The sequence below is a fragment of the Streptomyces sp. NBC_00510 genome (genome assembly GCA_036013505.1).
Taxonomy (GTDB): Bacteria; Actinomycetota; Actinomycetes; order Streptomycetales; family Streptomycetaceae; genus Actinacidiphila.
The window spans coordinates 2,207,243-2,226,778 of the sequence record CP107851.1 but is presented as its reverse complement, the minus strand read 5'-3'; the positions used below and the strand labels follow the sequence as shown (position 1 = coordinate 2,226,778).

Sequence of the window (19,536 nt, the reverse complement as noted above, 5' to 3'; positions counted from 1 at the left end):
GGTCACCACACCGCCGGGATCAGCCGCTTGCGGTGCCGGGCGTACGCGGCGTATCCGCGCAGGTCCGTCAAGGCCCGCTCCTCGGCACGGATGCGCAGCACGACGGCGGGCAGCAGCAGCGCGAGGAACGCGGCCACGCTCAGCGGGTTGGCCAGGACCCCGACGAAGCCCGCGTGCGCCAGCACCATGCCGCTGTAGGCGGGGTGGCGCACCACCCGGTACGGGCCGTCGGTCACGACCTCGTGGTCGCCGAGGGTGCGCACCTTGTGCGAGTAGAAGCGGCCGAGCCGGCGGATCGCGGCCAGGCGCAGCGCGGCACCGCAGACGAACACGGCCGCCGCGAGCCACTGGCCGGGCCCCCAGCCCTGCCACCAGGGCGCCACGAAGAGGGCGGCGGCCACCACCGCGCCGCGGGCCGCCCCGTACCACTGCATGGTGCCGCGGTCGTCGCCGCCGGCGGCCTGGGGGGCGGCACGGAAGGTGACGCGCAGTTCGAGGAGGGTCCACAGCAGGTAGAGGCCGATCACCACGGCCTGGGCGCGGTGCCGGGGCTCGGACCCGTGGCCGCCCTCGCGGACCAGGGCCCAGCCCAGGGCCACCAGTCCGGCGGTGAACAGGGCCGGCGGGAAAAGGCTCTCCAGGCGGGGGCGGCGCTCGTGGTGCGGCCGGGGTGCGGGGCGGGTGTCCGTGCCGGCGTCCGGGGTCATCGGGTGCCTCCCGCGGAGGCGCCGCGCAGCCTGCGGTACGCGGCGGGGGACATCGCGTACCCGCTGAAGCGGGCCTCGCCGACCGGACCGCCGCTCGCGCTGAACCGGACGCGGACGTCACCGCCGCATACCGGGGGCAGGGAGTCCGTCCACAGCCGGACCCGCTCCGCGCGGCGTACGGGACGGGCGGTGGCGGCGCGCAGCGAGGCGACGACGTAGCGGCGGTCGAAGTCCACCCGGCGTGACTGGTGGCCCAGCAGCGTCACGAACTGCCGTGCCGCCTCGGTGAGTTCGGTCAGCGATCGCAGCTCCACGCCGGTTCCGCCGGAGCGGGCGCGCAGATGGTGACCGCGGGGCGGGGAGAGCAACTCGGCGCTGTAGCCGCCGGGGCCGTGGTTGCGGTAGCCGGCGAGCAGGACGTTCTCGGGCCGGTGGCGGTGGACCAGTTCGGGGGCGACCATGGTGTCCCGGCGCGGCCCCCGGTCCTCGCCGGCCCGCGGTCCGGGCAGCGTCGTGGCCCCCGGGCTTCCCGGGGCCGGGACGGACACCGCGTGGATCCGTCCGTCGCAGACCGTGCGGTCCTGCTGCAGGCCGTGGACGCGCCACCCGCCGGGCGTCCCGGGCAGGGCACGCGCGCTGATCTCCACGGGGAGGTGCTTCTCGGCGAACCGGCCGAACTCCAGTTCCAGCGCGTGGACCCGCCAGGCGGGACGGGAGTCCGCGTCCGCCCCGGCGACGCGCTCGACGAGTTCGGTGGCCCCGTCGATCAGCAGGGCCGCGGGCAGGTGGTCGAGGGGGTGGTCGAAGAAGAAGGGGTCCTGTTCGACCGTCCGCAGGCGGGCGGTCCAGGTCACCGTGGGGTCGCCGCCGCGGTGGCCGGCGCGCTCGTCCGTGGGTGCTTGTAAGACTGGCATCGGACAACAACTCCGTTGGTCTTCCCGGCGTTTCACCGTGCATGGGCAGGTTCGGTCGATCGGACCAGTTGTGTGTTGCGCGCTGGAGTCGACGCTACTACCCGTGGGTAATAACTATCGGCGGGCCGCCCAGGGCGGGTGGATTCCGGCCACGGCCCGGCCCCGGCGTTGCCGGGGGTCCGCCGTCGCGGTCACCGGGCGGACGGCGGCACGGGGTGCCGCGGGACCCTGGGGTGCGAGAAGGTCAGCGTTTGCTGTTGCGAACAAAGTTGGCGCGATCCGAGCCCTCGAACAGGACCGAATTCCCCGGGGATTTCCCTTTCGTTCGCCGCGGCGGGTGTTCGCGCGGTGACGTGTGGTGAGGCCGAGTCCCTCGGGAGTCAGTTCCCGGGTGCGGACCAGGCGTTCGGCCCGAGCCGGTCGATGATCGTACGGAGCTGCTCCCGGTCGAGCTCGTAGATCGTCTCGCCCGCCCTCGGGTCGCGCGCGTGGAGGGTGTGGAACAACGGCCCGCCGTGGGCGCCGATCTGGACCAGGGTGGCCGAGGCCCCCCGGACGGCACGCTCGGTACCGGGCGGCGCGGTGAGGTCGACCCGCCCGACGACCCCCGGGGTCACCCACACCGGCACCGACTCCAGGTGCCCGGACAGCTGGAGGTGGAAGTGGCCGCACAGGATCAGCCGCACGTCCGTGCCGCGGATCGCGTCGGCCAGCTCGCCGGGGTTCCGCAGCCCCAGCGCGTGCTGCACCTCGACGTCGAGCGCGATCGGCGGATGGTGCAGCACCAGCACACTGCCCATGGGGGCCGGGGTGGCCAGGACCTCGCGCAGCCAGTCGAGCTGGGCCCCGCCGAGCAGGCCGTACCCCATGCCCGGCACGAGCGAGTCCAGGGTGATGAAGCGGAAGCCGTCGACCACGCTCACGGCCGCCCGCTCCCCGGCGGGCGAGGTGAGCATCGCCCGGGCGTGGTTGCCGCCCTCGGGGCGCAGGTGCCCGCTGCCCAGCGCCCGCGCGAAGGCGCGGCGCTCGTCGTGGTTGCCGGTGCTGTAGAACACCGGCGTCCGCCGCCGCAGGGCGAAGTCCCGGACGATGTCGCGCACGGAGATGTACGCGTCCAGCGACCCGTCGTCGGCGATGTCGCCGCTGACGACGATGACGTCGATGTCCGCGACCGGCTCCAGGTCGTTCAGCAGACCGCGCAGCGACTCCCTCGCGTTGACACCACCCGCCCTCGGCGCACCGAAGCGATCGAGATGGGTGTCGGAGAGATGCAGGATCCGCATTGCGCGTACGGTACTCGGCTCGCGGCGCGACGTCACCGATCATTGCGCCGCGCACCGGACGGCGGCGCCGCGAAGCGGAACGGAGTTGCGGGGGGACGCGGCGGTTCGTGACGCTTGGACCCGGCGACGGGAATCCGGAGAAGAGGGGGGCCGCGTCATGGACCGGTCGTGGAAGCGCTTCGGCTGGAGGGCCACCGAGGTGCCGCAGGCGCCGCTCGACGACCGGCAACGGTTGCGGGCGGGCGTGCCGTTGACACTGCGGGCCGTCCAGGACGCGCGGGCCGTGCAGCGGCCGGTGTTCGACCCGGCGTTGCAGCAGTACCCCAACGCGTACCGGGCGGCCGACCCGCGCTTCCCGGACCCCGGGGTGGAGGCGGCGTGGCTGGAGGCCCGCCGACGGGCGACGGACCTCGTGCTCGCGGCCGTCGCGGACTCGCCGTGGGCGGAGCATCTGGTGCTGCGCGGCAGCAGGCTGCTGCGCGCCTGGTTCGGGGACGCCGCGCGGGAGCCCGGCGACCTGGACTTCGTCGTCGTGCCCCGGGAGTGGCGGATCGAGGAGCTGCGCACGACCGGGCTGTTCGAGGGCATCGCCCGCGCGGCCGGGCACGTCTCCGCGTCCGGGCCGGTACGGCTCTCCGCCGGGGACGTGGTCGCGGAGGACATCTGGACGTACGACCGCGTGCCCGGGCGCCGGCTCGTCCTGCCGTGGACGGCGGACGGGCTGCCCGGCGGGATCGTCCAGCTCGACGTCGTCTTCAACGAGCGGCTGCCCACACCGCCGGAGCGCTTCCCGCTCCCCGCCCTGTCGGCGGGCGGCCCGCAGGCCGCGGTGCTCGGCGTCTCCCCGGAACTGTCACTGGCGTGGAAGCTGATGTGGCTGGTCAGCGACAGGCATCCGCAGGGCAAGGACCTGTACGACGCGGTGCTGCTCGCCGAGTCCTGCCGCCTGCGCCCGGAGGTCCTGCGTGACGTCTTCCTCGACGCCGAGGGCTGGTACGCGCTGCACCCCGTCACCGCGGACGCGCTCGGGGACCTGGTGCCGGAGGTGGAGTGGCGGCACTTCGCGGCGGAGTACCCCCGGCTCGGCGGCGACGCGGCCGCGTACGGCCGCCGCCTGACCGCGGCCCTGGCCCCGACCTTCGACGGCGCCCCGCAGGGCGCCGCCCTTCGGGCCTGGTGGATGGCGCCCTGGCTCGCCGAGTACCGCGGCGTCCACGACCGCGAGGGCATGGCGGGTCTGCAGAAGCGGCTGGCCGCCGAGGTGGGTCCGCCGGTCGCCGTCGTCATCACCCGCCAGGTGCTCGGCCCCGGGCGGTGCAGCCCCGAGGACGCCCTCGACATCATGCTGGCCGACCCGGCCTGGTCCCAGTGGGTCGAGATCTACGAGCGGCACCCGCAATGGCGCCGGGAGCACCTGTCCGAACCGGGGGAGTGACGGCCGGGTCCCGCCGGGGGCGTTGGCCGCGGGCGCGGGCGGGTGCGGCGGCCTGCGTGAGGCGCCGCACCCGCCCGGGGGGTGTCCGTCAGCCGCGGGCGCCGGACGCCACGGGTTCGGCTTCCGCCGGGGCCGGCGCGGTCGCGGCCGCGGCGTGGCGGGCGGTGGCGCGGTGGACCGGGACGAGGAGCGCGGCCAGGGCGGCCGCCAGGCAGAGCACCGCCAGCAGGCTGAACGCGTGGGTGTAGCCGGAGGCGTAGGGCAGGCCGGAGGGCTGGAGGCGGCTGGTGACCAGCACGCTGGTGACCGCGGCGCCGATGGAACCGCCGATGGTGCGGATGTTGGCGTTCATGCCGCTCGCGGCGCCGGTCTGCTCGGCCGGGACGCTGCGCACGATCAGGTTGGCCATCGAGGCGAAGGCGAGGCCGATGCCGAGGCCGAAGATGCCGGCCGCGAAGGCCACCTGCCACTGCTGGTCGTGCCAGGCGGCGAGGAATCCGCAGGCCACGGCGCCCAGCGCGGCGCCCGCCGTGAGCAGGCGCTTCGCGCCGACCACGGGCTCCAGGCGGCCGCTGAGGACGCCGGAGAGGAACATCGCCACCAGCATCGGCAGCATCAGCAGCCCGGCCCCCGTCACGCTGGCGCCGAAGCCGTAGCCCGCGGCGCTCGGGGTCTGGGCGAAGCCGGGGAGGAAGGACCAGATCGAGTACATGCCCGCGCCGAAGAGGAGGCCGGCGGCGTTGGTGGTCCACACGGCGCGCAGCCGCATGATGCGCAGGTCGATCAGGGGGTGGCGGGAACGGGCCTCGGCCGTCAGCCACAGGGCGAACAGGACGACCGCGGCGGCGAACAGGACGAGGGCGCGGCCGGAGGTCCAGCCCCACTGGGTGGCCTGGCTGAGCGGCAGCAGCAGCGCCACGAGCCAGCCCGACAGGAGGACGGCGCCGAGCCAGTTGACGCGTCCCTCGGCCCGGCTCGGGGACTCGGGCACGTAGCGGAAGGCGATCAGCGCGGTGATCGCGACGACGCCGACGGGCAGCCAGAACAGCCAGCGGTAGTCGAGCGCCGAGACGATCGGGCCCGCCGCCACGATGCCGACGCCGCCGCCCGCGGCGATGACGGCGGACAGGTTGCTGATGCTCGGGCCCACCTCGCTCGCGGTGAACTCGTCCCGGATGATCCCGAAGGACAGCGGGAAGAGCGCGCCGCCGATGCCCTGGATGACGCGGGCGATGATCAGTACGCCGATGGACGGCGCGAGCGCGGCGAGCAGGCAGCCGAGCGTCAGGACCACCAGGACGGCGACGAGGGTGCGCTTCTTGCCGACCAGGTCGCCGACCCGGCCGAGGATGGGGGTGAAGACCGAGGCGGACAGCAGGTAGGCCGTCATCACCCAGGTCGCGGTGGACTGCGAGGTGTGCAGGGCGTGCTGGACGGTCGGCAGGGCCGGCGCGATCAGCGACTGGAGCATGGAGAACACGCCCGCACCGGTCGCGAGGACCGCGAAGGTGAGGCGGGTGGACTTGCGTGGCATGGAAAGCCTCTCCGATTCCGAACGGGGGCGTGGCCGGGACCGTCCGGCCGTGGTCGTACGGGCCGCGTGGGCAGCCTGGGAGACGGTGACCGCGCGCGGCGGCCGCCGGGGAAAGTCGGGGGACGGGCGATGCGTCGGCGCAGGGCCCGTGGAAGGGGTCACACCGGGGTGCGTACGCCTGACCGCCGCGTGCCGGGCACGCGGCGACGGGAACGACACCCCGACTGGTAAAGTGGAGGTATGCCTCCACTGTAGCGGAGGCCACCCTCCACTTCAAACGTTCCGGTCAGGAGGCAGCAGTGACGGCCGACACGTTCCCCGTCAGCGCGATCGTCGCGTCCCAGCGCCCGCACCGCAGGGACGCGGCGCGCAACTACGACGCCCTGCTCGCGGCCGCCCGCGAGGCCTTCGCCGAGAACGGCGCCGAGGCCTCGCTGGAGGACATCGCCCGCCGCGCCGGCGTGGGCATCGCCACCCTCTACCGGAATTTCCCCACCCGGCGGCACCTCTTCGAGTCCGTCTACGCGGACGAGGTCAACGACCTGTGCCGGGTCGCCCAGGAGGTCGCCGACCGCGAGCCGTGGGAGGCGCTCACCTCCTGGCTGGGCCGCTTCGTCGACTACACCGTGACCAAGCGCGCCATCCGCGAGGCCCTCAACAACGAGTCCGACGTCTTCCTGGCCTGCCGCGACTCCATGTTCCAGGCCGGCGGCCCGCTCTTCGACCGCGCGCAGCAGGCCGGCGAGGCACGCGCCGACATCTCCTTCGACGACCTGCTCCGCATGGTCTCCGGCATCTCCGCGACGCACTTCGCGGACGACGCCCAGCGCGACCGCATCCTCTCCGTCGCCCTCGACGGCGTCCGCGTCCGCCGCTGAACCGCGGCGGACGCGCCGGTCAGCCGCCCGGTCGCGGCGCGGCGTAGGCGCGGACGGCCACCCGCCGGTCCGGGCCCCACCGCTGCTCGACGGTGGCCAGCAGCGTCCATCCCAGCCGCTCGTACAGGGCGGCCGCGGCCGTGTCCGACGCGACGACGTCGAGCACCGGGTGCAGGCCCCGCAGTCGCGCCTCCTCGACGGCCGCGGCCATCAGCAGGGCCCCGATGCCGTGGCCCCGGGTCCCCGGCGCGACGAACAGTCGGCCCACGACCGCGGTCGGTCCGGCGCCCGCGCCCTCGCGTGCGCTCCACAGGCCCGGCGCGGCGTCGCTCCCGGTGCCCGTCCCGAGGCCGACGTGGCCCACCACGACACCGTCCGATTCGGCGACCCACGCGGCGAGCGATGCCGCGGAGAGCCACGCGGCCGGTGCGGCGGGCCAGTCGACCGGGTAGCCGTCCCGGTCGTGGACCGCGGCGAGCACCCGCACGCACGCGTCGAGGTCGCCCTCCTCCCGCCGCCGGACCCGGATCGCCGCACCTGCCGTCGCCTCGTCCACCCGGGAATGCAACCACAGGTGGCCCGTCGCGCGGGCAACGGGAAACCGCCGGGAAACCCCCTGGGTGGCGGCGGCCCGTTCGCCCGGGAGCGGCACCCGTACGGCGAGATCAAGACAAGTGCCCGCCGTGACGCGGGCGCCGGCTCCCCGGTGCGGGCAATCCACCCCATTACCGGAGGACTTCGTGCGCACGACCCGCACATGAACCGACGCCCTGCGCGGACCCGCTGCGGCCGCGCGTCACCTTGAGATGCGGGCCTCAATGCCGTCGAGCAGGAAGTCGAGGCCGGTCCGGAAGGTGTGGTCGGCGTCCAGGTGGGCGGCATCGCGCACCACCGTGGCCAGTGCGGGGAATCGGCCGGTGGCGAACGTCCGCTCCAGATAGGGCCCGAGTGAGGCCTGCCAACGCTTCTGGTCCATCCCGGTGGCCCGCTCGGCACGCCGCTCGGCGACCTCACGGCGTACCGCGCCGATCGCGTACGCGTTGACCGCGGCGACCACCGGCATGACGGCGTCCACGTCGACGCCGCCCAGTGCGGCCACCACGGTCTCGCCAGTGGCCAGCGCGTGCGGCCCGAGCTGGGGTCGGCCACCCAGGAGATCGGCGAGCCATTCGTGCTCGTGGGCGGCGTGCCGAGTGGCTTCGGCGAGCGAGCGGAGCACCTCCCGCCAGCCGTCCCCGACCGGCCGGATCTCGGCGTGGACGGCGTCGACCATGAGGTCGAGCAACTCCTCCTTGCTCGCGATGTAGCCGTACAGCCGCATCGGACGGACGTCCAGCGCGGTGGCGACCTTGCGCAGCGACACCGCGTCCAGGCCCTCCGCGTCGGCCAGCTGGATCGCCGCTCGCACGATCCGCTCCCGGCTCAACGGGGCGGGCACAGGTCGATTCGGTGGCTCCGGCCTCTCCCACACCAACATGCCGCTCACCATACATCGCATCGGTCGATACAGTGTATCGATCAGTACGGTGTATCGAGAAGGAGCAACCATGACCATCGCCATCGTCGGAGCCGGCCTCGGCGGCCTGGCTCTCGCCCGTGTGCTGCACGTGAACGGCATGGATTGCGTCGTGTACGAACGTGAGTCGTCACGCGGTGCGCGCGGTCAGGGCGGCATGCTCGACATCCACTCCGGCCAGCGGGCGCTGCGCGAGGCCGGTCTGATCGACCGGTTCCACGCGATCGCCCGTGGTGAAGGCCAGGACATGCGTCTTCTCGAGCCGGACGGCACCCTGCTGCTCCAGGAGGACACGCCCGACGACGCCCCGCTCGAGCGACCCGAGGTCGACCGCGCCGATCTGCGCGACCTGCTGCTGGATTCCCTCCCCGACGACGTGGTGCGCTGGGGGCACGCGTTCACATCCGCCGGCAACGGCCTGCTGCACTTCGCCGACGGCAGCAGCGCGACGTATGACCTGCTGGTCGGAGCGGACGGCGCGCAGTCCCGGGTCCGCCCGCTGCTCACCGACGCCCGCCCGGCGCACATCGGCCAGAACGTCGTCGAGGTCGGCATCCCCGACATCGACCGCACGCACCCCGACCTCGCGGCGATGGTCGGGCGCGGCAACTACTGGGTGCTCGGCAACGGACTGTCCCTGGCGGCGCAGCGCAACGGCGACGGCCGCGTTCGCATCGGCCTCAGTTTCTACAACACCCCCCAGGACTGGTTCGCCACCAGCGGCATCCCGTTCGACGACCCGGCCGCCGCCCGGGCGCGGCTGATCGACCTGCTCCCCGGCTGGGACCCGCGGTTCACCGCGTTGATCGCGGCCTGCGACGACACGGTCGTACCGCGGTCGATCACCACTCTCCCCGTCGGCCTGACCTGGCCGTCGACGCCAGACGTCACGCTGGTCGGCGATGCCGCGCACCTGATGCCGCCGGTGGGAGAGGGCGCCAACATGGCGCTGCTCGACGGCGCCCTGCTCGGTCTCGCGCTGGCCGCGCACCCGGACGACTTCCCCGCCGCCGTCGAGGAGTACGAGCGCGAGATGTTCGAACGCACCAGCGCTGCCGCCCGGATGTCCGCGGACATACAGGAACTGCTGATGTCGCCGGACGCAGGCAAGAAGATGCTCGCGTTCTTCCAACCCGGCTGAACGCGACCGAATACGCGGTGGTACGGCCCGACCGAGGTCCGATCGGTCCGGCGCGGCCGACCCCATCCACCAGGGGTTTTCCGGCCGGGAGGCGAAGAGGAAACGGGAAACCCCTGGTGCCGGCGGTCCGTCCGGGGTCACCGTGAGGGCCGACACGCGACCGAGGGCGGCGCCGGGCGCCGCCCCGTCTTTGGGGGAAGACCGCATGAGAGCACGACGCTGGGGAGGCGGGCTGGTCGCCGCCGTGGTGACCGCCCTGCTCCTCGCGCTCGTCCCGGCCGCCGCCGCCCACGCGGCCGGGACCGGGGAGCAGAACTGGTGCAGCCTGCAGGGCATCGCCTCCGACGAGGCACACCGGGCGGTGGACGCGGCCTGCCAGGAGTGGCGCAACCGCACGCTGTACACGTGGGGCGGCGGGCACGGTCCTGCGCCCGGCATCAGTTACGGCACCATCGACATCCACGACCTGGAAGAGACCTGGAACGACCCGTACACGCGCGGCTTCGACTGCTCGGGGTTCGTCCGCTGGGCCTGGTACAAGGCCGTCGGGTGGGACATCCTCGGCGGCGGCACCGCCGAGGCGATGTACCGCAGCGCCGGGCGCACCTACCAGGCGGTCCACGGCAGCGGCGGCGGCAAGCCGGCCGTCTCCGACCTGCAGCCCGGGGACATCGTCTTCACCGGGGTCGGCGGCACGGTAGAAAGCATCAGCCACGTGATGCTCTACCTCGGCGGCGGCTACGTCGTGGAGGCGTACCAGTCGCAGCGCCCCATGCGGGTGATCGACATCAACGCGCGCATCGACAACAACCGCCTGGTCGGGGTGGCGCGCATGCCGCAGGGCGGCCCCTTCACCGAGCCACCCGGCTACGACGGCACCCTCCAGGTGACCTGGGGCACCGACGTGGCCGTACGGCAGCACCCCAACAAGACGGCGGCGCTGGTGACCCGGCTGTCCGGGCCGGACCTGGTGTACGCCACGTGCCAGCAGCACGGGGAGACCGTCACCGCCGAGGGCTACACCAACGACGCCTGGACGTACCTGTCCAACCGCGGCGGCTGGATCAGCAACATCTACCTGAGGGGGCCGGCCTGGCTGCCGGAGGTGCCCGCCTGCACCGGCTCCGCCTACGACCCGCAGACCGGTTCCGGGGGCGGCGGCGACGTCTCGCAGGGCGGCGCCTACAGCACCTGGGGCACCGGCGTGGCGGTCCGCTCGGAACCGTCCACGACCACCGGCACCACGGTGGCCCGGCTGGCCGGCCCGACGAGCGTCGCCGTGAGCTGCCAGACGCACGCGCAGACCGTGACGTCCGAGGGGTACACCAACGACGCCTGGTCCTACCTGCCGCAGTACGGCGGATGGGTCACCAACATCTACATGCGCGGCGACGCCTGGCTGGCCGGGGTCCCCGCCTGCGACGGCAAGGGCACCTCCACGCCGGCCGGGGCGAGCCCGTACGGCACCTGGGGCACCGGCGTGGCGATCCACAGCTACCCCTCCGCCGGGTCCGCCGTGGTGGCCCGGCTGGCGGGTCCGACCAACGTGGCGGTGTCCTGCCAGAAGCACGCGGAGCAGGTGACGGCCGAGGGGTACACCAACGACGTCTGGTCGTACCTCCCGCAGTACCAGGGCTGGATCACCAACATCTACATGCGCGGGGACGCCTGGCTGTCCGGCGTGCCGAGCTGCGGCGCCCCGGGCGGCGCCATCTGAGCGACCCCGGTCCGCCACGGCCGGCGTGGTCCCACCGCTCACGGGGGCGGTGGGGCCCGCCGGCCCGTGGCCATTTCTCGACCGTGCGCACCCCTTCTCCCGCGACCCTGGGAACCACGCCCCGCCCCGCGCACTCCTCACCTTCCGACGGGCACGCCGGCGAGGCGGCCGGGGACAGGGGACGGCGCCCTCCGCGCCGTACGCGGCGGGGACGGGATGGACCGGACACCACACAGGCCGATCGAGCCCTTCGGCCGGGCACTGCGCGAACTGCGCCTGGAGCGGGGCCTGTCGCTGTCGGCGCTGGCCCGGCGCACCCACTACAGCAAGGGGTACCTGAGCAAGATCGAGACGGGCGGCAAGCCGGTCAACGCCGACGTCGCCCGGCGCTGCGACGAGGCACTGGAGGCCGGCGGGACACTGCTCGCCCTGCTGCCGCCCGAGTCCGGGCCGCGAAGTGCCCGGCTGTCAGGGGCCGATGACGAGGCGTCACCCTGCCCCTATCCCGGGCTGTCCGCCTACGGCACCGAGGACGCGGGACGCTTCTTCGGCCGCGAACGCGCCGTCGCGGACCTGGTGGAACGCCTCGGGCGACGGGCCGGCCAGGGCCCGCTGGCCGTGGTCGCCCCCTCCGGGGCCGGGAAGTCCTCGCTGCTGCGGGCCGGGCTGCTCCCCGCCCTGGCCGACGGCCCGTACGGCCGGTGGCCGGTCGCCTTCTGCACCCCCACCGCGCGGCCCCTGGACTCTCTCGGGCACGCGCTGGAGCAGGCGCTGGAGCCCGCCGCGGGCGGAACGCCGCGGGACCCGGGCGAACAGGCGCCGCCCTCCGCACGTGCCGCCGCCCTCGTCGCCGCGCCGCGCGGAGGATGCGTCGTCGTGGTGGACCAGTTCGAGGAGACGTTCACGCTCTGCGACGACGAGGCCGAGCGGCGCTCCTTCATCGCCGCCCTCACCGGGCTCGCCGCGTCCGGTGACGCCCTCGTCGTCCTCGGGATCCGGGCCGACGTCACCGGACGCTGCCTGGAGTACCCCGCGCTCGTCCCCGTCATCAGCGACGGGCTGTTCGCGCTGGGCGCGATGAGCCCGGACGAGCTGCGCGAATGCATCGTGCGCCCGGCGCGTGAGGAGGGCACCGAGCTCGAACCGGGCCTGGTGGAGGTCCTGTTGCGGGACCTGGGCGCCGCCGAGTCCCCGGCCTCCCCGGGGCACCCGGCGGGTGCCGTCCGGCCCGGCGGCGACCCCGGGGCGCTGCCGCTGCTCGCGCACGCCCTGATGGCCACCTGGCGGCAGCGCGCGGGCCGCACCATGACCGTCGAGGGCTACCTCGCGGCGGGCGGCATCCACGGCTCCGTCGCCACCGCCGCCGAGGCGCTGTTCACCGCCCTGTCCCCGGCCGAGCAACTGGCCGCCCGCAGACTGCTGCTGCGGCTGGTCCGGGTCGGCGAGGACAACGAGCAGTCGCGGCGCCCCCGCGACACCGCCGACCTGCTGGACGGGCTGCCGGACACCGCCGCCGCCCGCACCGCGCTCGACTCCTTCGTCGCCGCGCGCCTGCTGACCGTCGGCACCGACCACGTCGAGATCGTCCACGAGGCGCTGCTGCGGGCCTGGCCGCGCCTGCGCACCTGGATCCACGCCGCCCGCGCCGACCTGCTGCTGCACCAGCAACTCGCCGCGGCCGCGCGCGAATGGGAACGCGAAGACCGCGACCCCGCCCTGCTCCACCGCGGCACACGACTGGCCGCCGCCCGCGAGTGGGCCGCGGGCCCCGGCCGCCGCGACGGCGAACTCGCCCCCGTGGAGACGGACTTCCTCGCCGCGGCCGCTCACGAGGAGGACCTGCGGCGCACCCTCGTACGGCGCCGGGCCCGGCAGCAGCGGACCGGGCTGGTCGTGCTCGCCGTCCTGCTGGTGCTGGCGGTACTGGCGGGCGGCGTCGCCGTCGAGCAGCGGCTCGGCGCCGACCGGCAGCGCGCCACGGCGCTCTCCCAGGCGATGGCCGCCCGCTCCGCCGAACTGGCCGCCGGGCGGCCGGAGGCCGCGATGCTGCTGGCCGAGGCCGCCTACCGCACCGCCCCCACCACCGAGGCCCGCAGCGCCCTGCTCAGCACCCAGGCCAACGCCTTCGCCGGGCGGCTGACCGGCCACACGGCCGCCGTGAACGCCGTGGTGTTCTCCCCGGACGGCCGGCTGCTGGCGTCGGCGGGCTCCGACCGGACGGTACGGCTGTGGGACGTCGCCGGACGGACCGCGGCGGGCGTCCTCACCGGCCACCGCGGCCCCGTCCGGTCGGTCGCCTTCTCCCCGGACGGCCGCACGCTGGCCTCGGCGAGTTCCGACGGCACCCTGCGGCTGTGGTCCGTGCCGGAACGCCGGACGGTCGCCGTGCTGACGGGACATCAAGGACCTGTGCGAGCCGTGGCGTTCGCACCCGACGGCGGCACGCTGGCCTCGGCCGGAGCCGACGGCACCGTACGGCTGTGGGACGCCTCGACCGGACGCCGGAAGGCCGTCCTCACCGGGCACACCGATGAGGTCCTCGCGCTGGCCTACCGCCCCGGCGGCCGGACGCTCGCCTCCGCGGGCGCCGACCGCACGGTGCGCCTGTGGGACACCCGGACCCGCCGGAACACGGCCGTGCTGCGCGACCACAGCGGCGACGTGCTCGCCCTCGCCTTCAGCCCGGACGGTCGCACCCTCGCCAGCGGCGGCGCCGACCGCACCGTGCGCCTGCGCGACGTCACCGCGCCGCGCCGCACCACCACCCTCGCCGGGCACGACGACGACGTGAACGGGCTCGCCTTCGGGCCCGGCGGCCACACGGTCGTCTCCGCGGGCGGCGACGGCACCGTCATCCGCTGGGACGTCCACACCCACCTGCCCGTCGAGACCCTCACCGGCCACACCGACTACGTGCTCTCCGTCGCCGTGGCCGCCCACGGCGACCTCCTCGCCACCGCGGGCTTCGACCGCACCGTCGTCCTGTGGGACCTCAGCCGCAGCACGCTGGGCGCCTCACCCGTCACCGAGGTGTGGAAGGCCGCCTACGCCCCCGACGGGCGCACCCTGGCCTCCGCCGGCGGCGACGGCACCGTACGGGTCTGGGACATGGCGCGCCACGCCCCCGCGTACACCCTCACCGGGCACAGCGGCCCCGTCTACGACGTCGCCTTCAGCCCCGACGGCCGGCTGCTCGCCTCCGCGGGCGCCGACCGCACCGTACGGCTGTGGGACACCCGGACCCGACGGAGCCGCGCCGTGCTGCGCGGCCACGACGGCGCCGTCTTCGCGGTCGCCTTCAGCCCCGACGGGCGCGCCCTCGCGACCGGCGGCGCCGACCGCAGGGTGCGCCTGTGGGACACCGCGACCGGGCGCCGCACGGCCACCCTCACCGGGCACACCGACTTCGTGAACTGCCTCGCCTTCAGCCGCGACGGCCGATTGCTGGCCAGCGGCAGCGACGATCTGACGCTCCGTCTGTGGCACCCCGCGACGGGGCGCCGCGCGGACGTCCTGACCGGTCACACCGGCTCCGTACGCGGCGTCGCCTTCGCCCCGGACGGCCGGACCCTCGCCAGCAGCGGCAACGACGGCACCGTCCGCCTGTGGGACGTCCCCCGGGTCCGCGCCGCAGGGGTCCTCACCAGCCACACCGGGTCCGTCCGGGGCGTCGCCTTCTCACCCGACGGCCGCACCCTCGCCAGCAGCGGCAACGACCGCACCGTGCGGCTGTGGGACCCGGCGGCACGGAGCCTGACCGCCACCCTCACCGGGCACACCCGCGCCGCGTGGAGCGTCGCCTTCAGCCCCGACGGCGCGACCGTGGCCAGCGCCGGCAACGACGGCACGATCCGCCTCTGGGACCCGGACGTCCACCACCGCACCGCCGTGCTCTGCCGCCTCGCCGGCCCCTCCGTCCCGGCCCGCTGGCGGCACCTGCTGCCCGGCTACGCCTGGCCGGGTGCGTGCGGTTCGTCCAGCGGCTGAGCTCCGGGGGGTTCCCGAGGGCCGGCGCCCGGGGGTGAGGCGGCCGGGACGGTTCAGGGCCCGCCCCCGGAAAACCCGGTGCCCCCATCCCGTCCCGCTCACTACACTCGCGTTGATCGCGCGCCGCCCGACACCGTGGCGCGCTCCGTGACGAACGAAGGGAGCCCGGCCGTGCGTTGCCGCACCGCAGCCGTCGTGCCCCCGTCACGCCATGAGGTGATCCTGGTGTCTTCGCAGGCCCGGTGCCCGCTGCGCGGCCGGCACCGGAAGTCCGCGACGACCATCTGACCCCCGCACGCCCGCAACCCGCACCAGCGGAGCCGGGGCCGACGGCCGGGTACGCCCTGCCTCGGCGCCCCGGTCCGACGTGCACGGGGGCATCGCCACGGCCCGCACGCGGGCCGGCTCGTCCGGGAATCGCGCCGCCCACTCTCCGGATCACCCGAAAGGCCACCGGGCCATGCGCACCGTCAATCCGCTGACCGCCGTCCGCAACCTGGGCATCCTCGCCCACGTCGACGCGGGCAAGACCACCGTCACCGAACGGATCCTCTACCTCACCGGCGCCACCCACAAGCGCGGCGAGGTCCACGACGGCACGACCGTCACCGACTTCGACCCGCAGGAGCGCGACCGCGGCATCACCATCTTCGCCGCCGCCGTGAGCTGCGACTGGGACGGCCACCGGCTCAACCTGATCGACACCCCGGGCCACGTCGACTTCTCCGACGAGGTGGAGCGCTCCCTGCGCGTCCTGGACGGCGCGGTCGCCGTCTTCGACGCCGTCGCGGGCGTGGAGCCGCAGAGCGAGTCGGTGTGGCGGCGGGCCGACCGGCACGGCGTGCCGCGGATCGCGTTCGTCAACAAGCTGGACCGCGCCGGCGCCGACCTCGACGCCGCCGTCGGTTCGCTGCGCGAGCGGCTGCACACCGTGCCGCTCGTCGTCCAGCTGCCGATCGGGCGTGAGGACGCCTTCACGGGCGTCGTGGACCTGCTGCGCATGCGCGCCCTGATGTGGGCCGACGGCCACGGCACGTACGCCGAGGGCCCGGTGCCGGAGGACTTGCGCGAGGAGGCGGTGCGGCGCCGCCGTGCGCTGGAGGAGACGGTGGCGGAGCTGCACCCGGCCGCGTTCGAGGAGTTCTGCGAACGGTCGGCGCTGTCGGAGGCGACGCTGCGCTCCGCGCTGCGCGACCTGACGCTGTCGGGCGACGGCGTCGTGGTGCTGTGCGGCTCGGCGTACCGCAACCGCGGGATTGAGCCGCTCCTGGAGGCCGTCGTCGACTACCTGCCGTCACCGCTGGACGTCCCGGCGGTACGTCAGGCGGCCGACCCCGCTGCGCCGTTCGCGGCGCTGGTGTTCAAGGTGAACGTGACCGCCACCGGGCGGCTGACCTACCTGCGGGTGTACGAGGGGACGATCAGGAAGGGGGACGCCGTGCTGGACACGCGCGCCGGACGCACCGAGCGGATCGGCCGGATCCTGCGGGTGCAGGCCGACCGGCACGTCGACGTCGACGCCGCGGTCGCCGGGGACATCGTCGCGGTGGTCGGGGTCAAGTCCGCCGCCGCGGGCGCGACCCTGTGCGCCCCGGGGGCACCCCTGGTCCTCGAACCGCCGTCCGTGGCCGAGCCCGTCGTCTTCGTCGCGGTCGAGGCCGCCCGCAACACCGACACCGACCGCCTGGCGGTGGCCCTGGCCCGGCTGGCCGAGGAGGACCCCTCGCTGGCCGTGCGGACCGACCCCGAGACGGGGCAGACCGTCCTGTCCGGCATGGGCGAACTGCACCTGGAGGTTGCGGTGGAGAAGATCCGCCGCGAGCGGGGGCTGGACGTCCGCGTCGGGCGGCCGCAGGTCGCCTACCGGGAGACACTCGTGCGCGGCGTGTCGGGGATGGTCTTCCGGCACGTCAAACAGGAGGGCGGCGCGGGGCAGTTCGCGCACGTCGTCCTGGACGTCGAGCCGGACGGGGAGTCCGCGTTCGCGTTCGCCTCGACGGTCGTCGGCGGGCGGGTGCCGAAGGAGTTCGTCCGCGCGGTCGAGGCCGGCTGCCGGGACGCCCTTGCCGAGGGCCCCCTCGGCGGCCACCCCGTCACGGGCGTGCGGGTCACCCTGACCGACGGCGCCACGCACTCCCGCGACTCCTCCGACACGGCCTTCCGCACCGCGGGCCGCCTCGGGCTCCGGGAGGCGCTGCGCAGCGGCGTCATGGCCCTGCTCGAACCGGTCGTCGAGCTCACGGTCACCGTCCCCGACGCCGCCGTGGGCACCGTCCTCGGCGACCTCGCCGCCCGCCGCGGCCGCGTCACCGGCTCGACGACGCGCTCCGGCACGGCGGTCGTCACGGCGACGGTGCCGCTGGCCGAACTGTTCGGCTACGCGACCCGCCTGCGCAGCCGCACCCAGGGCCGCGGCACCTTCACCACCCGCCCCGCCGGGTACGCCCCGGCCCCCGCGGGCACGGTGACCCGCTAGCCGGCGCGCCCGGCCCCGCCCCCACACCGATCGTGGGGGCGGGGCCGGACCGCGCCGGGCCGGCTCACACCTCCGCCATGAGGGCCTCGTTGACGGCCGCCACGCGGGCGTGGAGCGGACCCTCGCGCACGATGTCGTCCCCGAGCCCCCGGCGGTGCGGCGCCACGTCGATGACGGTGACCAGGGTGTCGCCGAACCCGATCACCGCCCACCAGTCCTGTCCGGCCGCCCGGACACGCCACGTCGCCTTGACCCACCTCCCGGTGTCGGTCCGCACCTCCGCGGAGACCAGCTCCCAGGACGCGGGGTCGAAGGCGAGGAGCGCCTCGACCGGTGCTCCGCGGCGCTCCAGGCGCTCGGTCACGTGCGGGCCGCGCGCGGTGAGCCGCACGGGCTCGCGCAGCACGTGCCGCACCCGCGCGAAGAGCGCCGCGGGGCCGGTGGCCACGTGGAAGCGGGCGGTGTCGAAGCGTGGTGCCAAGGGGGAGTCCTCACCGGGAACGCCGCGACCGCCGAAGGGCGATGGGCATCGTGACCAGGAAGGATACCGGCACACCCGCCGGCGGCGCGTCCGGCCGCGGCGACCGTGGCGGGATCGGGCCACCGGGGTGGGGGCCGTATGCGGACGGCGTCGCCGCTGCGGCAGGATGTGTCACCTCGCGCCTGGACGACTCCTGTTCGGCGCGACTCCCCCGAACGTCCCCGAACGATGAGGCGACCAGTGACGACACAGCACCCCCCGCGCCCCGTGCGTGAATCCGTACGCACGTGGGGAGGCGACCGGTGAACCGCGCCCTCACGCTGCACGACCTGATCGTCGCCGGTGCCGCGATCGCCGCCGGCGCCCTGGCGGGGCTGCTGCTGCGGCTGGCCCTGAAGTGGCTGGGCGAGCGGGCCAAGTCGACGAGGTGGGGCGGTGACGACATCGTCGTCGACGCCCTGCGCACCGTCGTGCCGTGGGCCGCACTGGCGTCGGGCGTCTGGGTGGCCGCCGCGGCGCTGCCGCTGACCCGCATCGTCGACCGGACCGTCAACCAGGTGCTCGTGGCGGTGCTGATCCTGACGGCCACGATCGCCGCGGGCCGCATGGTCGCCGAGACGGTACGGTCGCTGGCGCTGGCCCGGTCCGGGGTCGCGGCCTCCGCGACGATCTTCGTCAACATCACCCGTGTCGTCGTGCTGGGGATGGGCTTTTTGGTCCTGCTGCAGACCCTCGGCATCTCCGTCACGCCCCTGATCACCGCCCTCGGCGTCGGCGGTCTCGCCGTCGCCCTGGCCCTGCAGGACACCCTCGCCAACCTCTTCGCGGGCGTCCACATCCTCGCGTCCAAGACCGTGCAGCCCGGGGACTACATACGCCTCAGCAGCGGCGAGGAGGGCTACGTCGTCGACATCAACTGGCGCAACACCGTGGTGCGCCAGCTGTCGGACAACCTGGTGATCATCCCCAACGCCAAGCTCGCGAGCGCGATCGCCACCAACTTCCACCAGCCCGAGCAGCAGATGTCGCTCATCGTCCAGGCGGGCGTGGGCTACGGCAACGACCTCGAGCACGTGGAGCGGGTGACCATCGAGGTCGCGGGCGAGGTCATGGCCCATGTCGAGGGCGGCATCCCCGAGCACGAGACGGTCGTGCGCTTCCACACCTTCGGCGAGTCGCGGATCGACTTCTCGGTGATCCTGCGGACGTCGGAGTACGGGGAGCAGTACCGGATCAAGCACGAGTTCATCAAGCGCCTGCACCGCCGCTACCGGGAGGAGGGCATCGAGATCGCTTTCCCGACGCGCAACGTGGTGCTGCGTCAGGAGCAGCCCGACGCGATAACGCTGCCGCACCAGCGCACGGTCCCGGCGCCGGACCACACCTCCGGTAACTGACGGCCGTCCGCCGGGCACGCACTTCGGTGCGTGCCCGGCGGACTTCCTCCCGCTGGGACAGGACGATCCG

The 19,536-nt window shown here is 74.6% G+C and carries 14 protein-coding genes; 7 read left to right on the top strand and 7 right to left on the bottom strand.

The genetic code is table 11. The features are described from left to right. Positions 1-2: 2 nt before the first annotated feature. The 3 genes from OG937_09925 to OG937_09915 form a co-directional block, all read right to left on the bottom strand. On the bottom strand, positions 3-707 hold the full coding sequence (locus OG937_09925; protein ID WUD71991.1) for an isoprenylcysteine carboxylmethyltransferase family protein: 705 nt from the start codon (positions 705-707) through the stop codon (positions 3-5). Beyond that, on the bottom strand, positions 704-1,621 hold the full coding sequence (locus OG937_09920) for a hypothetical protein (GenBank protein ID WUD71990.1): 918 nt from the start codon (positions 1,619-1,621) through the stop codon (positions 704-706). The genes OG937_09925 and OG937_09920 overlap by 4 nt, the downstream gene beginning before the upstream one ends. Positions 1,622-2,001: 380 nt before the next feature. Next, complete coding sequence (locus tag OG937_09915; protein WUD71989.1) at positions 2,002-2,904, bottom strand: metallophosphoesterase; 903 nt, start codon at positions 2,902-2,904, stop codon at positions 2,002-2,004. A 157-nt stretch (positions 2,905-3,061) separates the two neighbouring features. Between OG937_09915 and OG937_09910 the strand changes: the two genes are divergently transcribed. Further along, entirely contained in the window at positions 3,062-4,339 is a 1,278-nt protein-coding gene (locus tag OG937_09910; GenBank protein ID WUD71988.1) for a nucleotidyl transferase AbiEii/AbiGii toxin family protein, read from the top strand. Between the two features lie 88 nt (positions 4,340-4,427). On the opposite strand, the gene OG937_09905 is transcribed toward OG937_09910, so the two are convergent. Beyond that, entirely contained in the window at positions 4,428-5,873 is a 1,446-nt protein-coding gene (locus tag OG937_09905; protein WUD71987.1) for an MFS transporter, read from the bottom strand. Positions 5,874-6,172: 299 nt separating this feature from the next. Between OG937_09905 and OG937_09900 the strand changes: the two genes are divergently transcribed. Further along, positions 6,173-6,751, top strand: coding sequence for a TetR/AcrR family transcriptional regulator (locus OG937_09900; protein WUD71986.1), 579 nt, complete (start codon positions 6,173-6,175; stop codon positions 6,749-6,751). A 19-nt stretch (positions 6,752-6,770) separates the two neighbouring features. Here the strand turns inward: OG937_09900 and OG937_09895 are convergent, their stop codons facing one another. Then, entirely contained in the window at positions 6,771-7,307 is a 537-nt protein-coding gene (locus tag OG937_09895) for a GNAT family N-acetyltransferase (protein ID WUD71985.1), read from the bottom strand. Positions 7,308-7,547: 240 nt separating this feature from the next. Beyond that, on the bottom strand, positions 7,548-8,228 hold the full coding sequence (locus OG937_09890) for a TetR/AcrR family transcriptional regulator (protein WUD71984.1): 681 nt from the start codon (positions 8,226-8,228) through the stop codon (positions 7,548-7,550). A 70-nt stretch (positions 8,229-8,298) separates the two neighbouring features. Here OG937_09890 and OG937_09885 point away from each other — a divergent pair, with 70 nt between their 5' ends. The 4 genes from OG937_09885 to fusA all read left to right on the top strand — a co-directional run bounded on the left by OG937_09885 (position 8,299) and on the right by fusA (position 17,588). Beyond that, the gene (locus OG937_09885; GenBank protein WUD71983.1) at positions 8,299-9,408 is read left to right on the top strand and encodes an FAD-dependent monooxygenase; all 1,110 of its coding nucleotides are present in this window, start codon (positions 8,299-8,301) and stop codon (positions 9,406-9,408) included. Between the two features lie 205 nt (positions 9,409-9,613). Further along, the gene (locus OG937_09880) at positions 9,614-11,125 is read left to right on the top strand and encodes an NlpC/P60 family protein (GenBank protein WUD71982.1); all 1,512 of its coding nucleotides are present in this window, start codon (positions 9,614-9,616) and stop codon (positions 11,123-11,125) included. Between the two features lie 216 nt (positions 11,126-11,341). Next, positions 11,342-15,112 carry a helix-turn-helix domain-containing protein gene (locus tag OG937_09875; protein WUD71981.1) on the top strand — a complete coding sequence of 1,257 codons (3,771 nt, stop codon included), beginning with the start codon at positions 11,342-11,344 and terminating at the stop codon, positions 15,110-15,112. Positions 15,113-15,572: 460 nt separating this feature from the next. Continuing rightward, a complete protein-coding gene (gene fusA / locus OG937_09870) occupies positions 15,573-17,588 on the top strand; it encodes an elongation factor G (protein ID WUD71980.1) in 2,016 nt (671 codons plus the stop codon). Between the two features lie 64 nt (positions 17,589-17,652). Here the strand turns inward: fusA and OG937_09865 are convergent, their stop codons facing one another. Next, entirely contained in the window at positions 17,653-18,069 is a 417-nt protein-coding gene (locus OG937_09865; protein ID WUD71979.1) for a hypothetical protein, read from the bottom strand. A gap of 302 nt (positions 18,070-18,371) precedes the next feature. On the opposite strand from OG937_09865, the gene OG937_09860 reads away from it, so the two are divergent. After that, positions 18,372-19,466, top strand: a complete 1,095-nt coding sequence (locus OG937_09860; protein WUD71978.1) for a mechanosensitive ion channel family protein — start codon at positions 18,372-18,374, stop codon at positions 19,464-19,466. Positions 19,467-19,536: the final 70 nt, after the last annotated feature.

Excerpts from the sequence above, each read along its gene's own strand:
- OG937_09885 (WUD71983.1), top strand. The coding sequence starts at position 8,299 with ATGACCATCGCCATCGTCGGAGCCGGCCTCGGCGGCCTGGCTCTCGCC.
- OG937_09875 (WUD71981.1), top strand. The coding sequence starts at position 11,342 with ATGGACCGGACACCACACAGGCCGATCGAGCCCTTCGGCCGGGCACTG.
- OG937_09880 (WUD71982.1), top strand. The coding sequence starts at position 9,614 with ATGAGAGCACGACGCTGGGGAGGCGGGCTGGTCGCCGCCGTGGTGACC.
- OG937_09890 (WUD71984.1), bottom strand. The coding sequence starts at position 8,228 with ATGTTGGTGTGGGAGAGGCCGGAGCCACCGAATCGACCTGTGCCCGCC.
- OG937_09915 (WUD71989.1), bottom strand. The coding sequence starts at position 2,904 with ATGCGGATCCTGCATCTCTCCGACACCCATCTCGATCGCTTCGGTGCG.
- OG937_09910 (WUD71988.1), top strand. The coding sequence starts at position 3,062 with ATGGACCGGTCGTGGAAGCGCTTCGGCTGGAGGGCCACCGAGGTGCCG.
- fusA (WUD71980.1), top strand. The coding sequence starts at position 15,573 with ATGCGCACCGTCAATCCGCTGACCGCCGTCCGCAACCTGGGCATCCTC.
- OG937_09920 (WUD71990.1), bottom strand. The coding sequence starts at position 1,621 with ATGCCAGTCTTACAAGCACCCACGGACGAGCGCGCCGGCCACCGCGGC.
- OG937_09925 (WUD71991.1), bottom strand. The coding sequence starts at position 707 with ATGACCCCGGACGCCGGCACGGACACCCGCCCCGCACCCCGGCCGCAC.
- OG937_09905 (WUD71987.1), bottom strand. The coding sequence starts at position 5,873 with ATGCCACGCAAGTCCACCCGCCTCACCTTCGCGGTCCTCGCGACCGGT.